The organism is Saliniramus sp. (genome assembly GCF_035311605.1).
In the GTDB taxonomy this organism is placed as follows: domain Bacteria; phylum Pseudomonadota; class Alphaproteobacteria; order Rhizobiales; family Beijerinckiaceae; genus Saliniramus.
This window is the reverse complement of sequence record NZ_DATGCW010000278.1, coordinates 1-4491: the sequence shown is the minus strand read 5'-3', so window position 1 is coordinate 4491 and position 4491 is coordinate 1. Positions and strand designations below refer to the sequence as shown.

At 64.6% G+C, this 4491-nt stretch carries 5 protein-coding genes; all 5 read right to left on the bottom strand.

Annotation, left to right across the window (positions count from 1 at the left end; genetic code table 11):
• A partial coding sequence (locus VKP01_RS12605; RefSeq protein ID WP_324412795.1) for a TatD family hydrolase occupies positions 1-332 on the bottom strand: 332 nt, incomplete at its 3' end.
• A 7-nt stretch (positions 333-339) separates the two neighbouring features.
• Positions 340-1887: a methionine--tRNA ligase gene (gene metG, locus VKP01_RS12600; protein WP_324412793.1), complete on the bottom strand. Its 1548-nt coding sequence runs from the start codon at positions 1885-1887 to the stop codon at positions 340-342.
• Positions 1888-1922: 35 nt separating this feature from the next.
• Positions 1923-2969 (bottom strand): DNA polymerase III subunit delta', encoded by a 1047-nt coding sequence (locus VKP01_RS12595; protein WP_324412791.1) that lies wholly within the window; start codon positions 2967-2969, stop codon positions 1923-1925.
• Positions 2970-2974: 5 nt separating this feature from the next.
• Positions 2975-3646, bottom strand: a complete 672-nt coding sequence (gene tmk / locus VKP01_RS12590) for a dTMP kinase (RefSeq protein WP_324412789.1) — start codon at positions 3644-3646, stop codon at positions 2975-2977.
• Positions 3643-4491 (bottom strand): D-alanyl-D-alanine carboxypeptidase family protein (locus VKP01_RS12585; RefSeq protein ID WP_324412787.1); only part of this gene is annotated, 849 nt, incomplete at its 5' end. The genes VKP01_RS12585 and tmk, both read right to left, overlap by 4 nt.

Below are 4491 nucleotides of genomic sequence, written 5' to 3'. Positions count from 1 at the left end.
AACACGCCGCGCTGCACTTCGCGCGGGCTTTTATCGTAGTAATAATCGAGCCCCGCCTCCCCGATCGCGACGCAGCGCGGATGTACCGACAGGCGCACCAGATCTGCAACCGGCACATCCGGCTCCTCGCCGGCATTGTGGGGATGGGTGCCGACGCTGAAGAAGATGCGCGGATCGCTTTCGGCGAGGGCGCGGTAGGTATCGTATTTCTTCACTCTCGTCGAGATCGTGACCATGCGCCCCACACCCGCCGCCGCCGCGCGGGCGAGCACTCCGGGCAGGTCCTCGGCGAATTCCGGAAAATCGAGATGGCAATGGCTGTCGACGATCATGGGCAGCTCACGAGGCTTCCGGCTCGATGAAACGGGGGAAGACCGGCTGCGGCGCCGGGAGCGCTGCGCCAGGCGCAAGACGACCGCCCTCCCCGATCGCCGCAACGAGGCGCTGCTCTGGGGAAACCGCGAGCAAATCCAAAAATTTAGATGCGGAATCCGGAATGAAGGGTTGAACCAGGATTCCGACGATCCGCAGCACTTCCGCCGTGACATAGAGCACGGTGCCCATCCGCGCAGGGTCGCTCTTGCGCAGGGCCCAGGGCTCCTGTGAAGCGAAATAGCGGTTGGCCTCGCCGACCACGGCCCAGATCTCGGCGAGCGCCTGGTGCAGGGCGAAATCCTCCATCGCCCCCCTCACCTTCTCCGGCAAGGCCTCGGCCTGGCCGAGCATGGCGCGGTCGGCCTCGCTGAAGGCGCCGGGCTCGGGAACCGCCGCAGCGCAATGCTTGGCGATCATCGAGAGCGAGCGTTGCGCCAGATTGCCGAGATCATTGGCGAGATCCGCATTGATGCGGTTGACGATGGCCTCGTGCGAATAGTTCCCGTCCTGGCCGAAGGGCACTTCGCGCATGAAGAAATAGCGCAGCGGGTCGACGCCGTAGGTGTCGGTCAGGGCGAAGGGATCGATGACGTTGCCGACCGATTTCGACATCTTCTCCCCGCGATTGAAGAGAAAACCGTGGCCATAGACGCGTTTGGGCAGAGGCAGGCCGGCGGACATCAGGAATGCTGGCCAGTAGACGGTATGGAAGCGCACGATATCCTTGCCGATGATGTGCACATCCGCCGGCCAGTAGCGCCAGCGCGGACCGCTCTCGTCGGGGAAGCCGCAGCCGGTGACGTAATTGTTGAGCGCATCAACCCAGACATACATCACGTGCTTGGGGTCACCCGGCACGGGCAGTCCCCAGTCGAAGGTGGTGCGGCTGATCGAGAGATCCTGCAACCCGCGCTTGACGAAGGAGACGACCTCGTTGCGGCGCGTGTCGGGGCCGATGAATTCCGGATGCTCCGCGTAATGCGCCAGCAGGCGGTCCTGATAGGCGGAAAGGCGAAAGAAGTAGCTCTCTTCCGCAACCCATTCCACCGGCGCTCCGGTCGGCGCGAGGCGGCTGCCGTCGGGCTGAAGCGTGAGTTCGCCCTCGTCGAAATAGGCCTCGTCGCGTACCGAGTACCAGCCCTCGTATTTCGAGAGATAGATGTCGCCGGAATCCTGCATTCGCTTCCACAACTCGTGCGTGGAGGGCAGGTGATCGGGGTCCGTGGTGCGGATGAAACGGTCGAAAGAGCAGTTCAGCCTCTCACCCATCGCCTCGAATTGCGGGGCGAGCCCGTCCACGAATTCCTTGGGTGAGACGCCGTTCTTGCGCGCCGTCTGCTGCACCTTGAGGCCGTGCTCGTCCGTCCCTGTCATGAAGAAGACGTCATAGCCGTCGATTCGCTTGAACCGCGCGATGGCATCAGCCGCAACGACCTCGTAGGCATGGCCGATATGGGGCGCGCCATTGGGATAGGAAATCGCGGTGGTGATATAGTACGTCTTCGCAGCCATCCGGCGCAACCTCTTGAAGAGACGGGCAAACGATCTCATTCAAGCGCCCGGACGGCGCCGGCGAGATCGCCGAACATGGTGAGCACGAGCGGGCGACGGTCGAGATTGTAGATATCAGCCTCCCGCGCCGCGCGGGCGATCTTGTCACATACCTCGACCAGCGGCGCAAGCCGCCTCGCGCCGGCATGCGCATGGCGATGAAGGAGTTCCGAGACCCAGCTCTGCAACGTTTCCAGCGCCAGCGCGAACTCTTCTTCGGCCCCTTTGCGGGCCATTTTTTCCGCGAAGGCGAGCACGCGCCCGGTATCCTCGCGCGGCAGATCCGCCAGCAATTGCTCCATCGTCTCCACGGTCTCGCGCTTGGCCGGATCGAGGAGTTCGAAGGCGCGCCGCGCCGAGCCCTCCGCCCGGTTCACGGCGGCGGCGATCGCCTCGGGCCCATCCGCCACCGTATCAATCGATTCGAGCACGTGGGTCAGATCCGAGGGCGAAAGCGGCGCCAGATCAAGCCGGCGGCAGCGCGAGCGGATAGTCGGCAGAACCCGGCGCGGCTCATGGGCAAGGATCAGAAAGAGCGAGCGCGGGGGTGGCTCCTCCACCATCTTCAGGAGGGCATTGGCGCTGGGTGGGGTCAGATCCTCGGCGCTGTCGACGATGCAGATGCGGTAGCCGGCAGCCGCGGCGGTGGAGCCGAACAGATGCAGGGCCTTTCGGACCTGTTCGACCGGGATCGTCGTTGTTGCAGCCTTCTTGTCCGTAGCGGCGAGCCGCCGCAGGATGAAGAGATCGGGATGCGACAGGGCCGCAACCTGCCGCGCTGCCGGATGGTCAGGGCTTATGGCGAGGTCATCGGCGGCGCGCTCGGGTGCATGACCATAAGCGAGCACGAAACGCGCGATCCGATAGGCGAGCGTGGCCTTGCCGATCCCCTGCATGCCGCCGATCAGCCAGGCATGATGCAGGCGCCCGCTGCGAAATCCGGTGAGAAAGGCACGCTCTGCGGCCTCCTGGCCGAACAGCACGGAGCGGTGGCGCGGATGCGGGGCGCCGGAGAGTTGATCTGGTTCGATTGCTTGCGGCATAATTTTTATTTTGCAGTGGCTTGCGTGGCGATATTCAACTCTTGCGCGAACTCATCCTTGATGCATTGCCAGATGGCGAATTCCACCTCTTCGGCGTCACGATCAGCAGCGATCAACCGGCAGCGCTGCGGATCTGACTTCGCCAGGGACTGAAAAGCCTCGCGTAGGCGTTTGTGAAAATTCAGACTCTCAGCCTCGAAGCGATCCGCCTTCTGATCCGGTCGGCCGCGCCGCGCATTGGCGCGCGCAAGCCCGGTCTCGGCCGGCAGATCGAGAATGAGCGTGAGGTCGGGCCGCGTCTCGCCGACGACGACGCGTTCCAGCGCTGCGAGCTCCACATCATCGATCTCGCCCAGCGCGCCCTGGTAGGCACGGGTGGAATCGGAAAAGCGGTCACACAGCACGATATCGCCGCGTGCGAGCGCCGGACGGATCGTCTGTGCGAGATGATCGAGGCGCGCGGCGGAGAACATCAGCGCCTCGGCGAAAGGCCCGAACGGCTTGCCCTCACCCGCCAGGATCGCCTCGCGTATCCGCTCGGCATAAGGCGATCCGCCGGGCTCGCGGGTGACCACCACACGCTGACCGAGTGCCTCAAGCCGTGCGGCAAGGCGCCTTATCTGCGTCGACTTGCCGGCCCCCTCCCCGCCTTCCAGCGTGATGAACAGCCCGCTCATCCGTTCTCGCTTCCGAAGATTGCCCGTCGCACGGCCCCGGCGCCGAGCTCCCACAGCGCATCGAGCGCCCGCTGCGAGAGCGTTCCCGGCTCCACATCCTGCGCGGCCCGCAGGGGCATTTCGAGGGCGAGCGCATCACCGCGCATCACGCGCAGCACTGCAACCTCGTCTCCAGCGCGCACCGGCACAGCCAGCGGCCCGCGATAGACGATCTGCGCTGAAAGGCGCTCATCCGTGCCGCGCGGCAGAAGCACGCGCACGTCCCGACTGGCGATAAGGGGGACATAGTTGATCTCGCCACCATAAACGCGCGCACTGCCGACTTCGTCACCGGCCGCGAACAGCGTGCGCGGTTCAAAGGCGCGAAAGCCCCATTCCAGCAGACGCCGCGCCGCCAGCGCGCGGTCGCGAGCATTCTCGAGACCGTTGACGACCACGATCAGCCGCTGGTCGAGTTGTACTGCAGAACCGACCAGCCCGTAGCCCGCTTCGGAGAGAAACCCGGTCTTCACGCCATCCGCGCCGATCCCCATGGTGAGCAAGGGGTTGCGGTTGCGCTGGCGAATGTCGTTCCAGACGAATTCCTCTTCGCCGTAGAGTGCGTAGATCTCCGGCGATGTCTCGATGAAATGCCGCGTCAGCAAAGCGAGTTCGCGTGCGGTCGTGACCTGATCGGGATCGTGGTAGCCGGTCGCGTTCGTGAAGAAGCTCTGTGTCAGCCCGAGTTTGCGGGCGCGCTGCGTCATCATTCGCCCGAAAGCGCCCTCGGACCCGGCAATCGTCTCTGCGGCGGCGATAGCGGCATCGTTACCCGAATGGATGATGATGCCGCGCAGGAGGTCCCA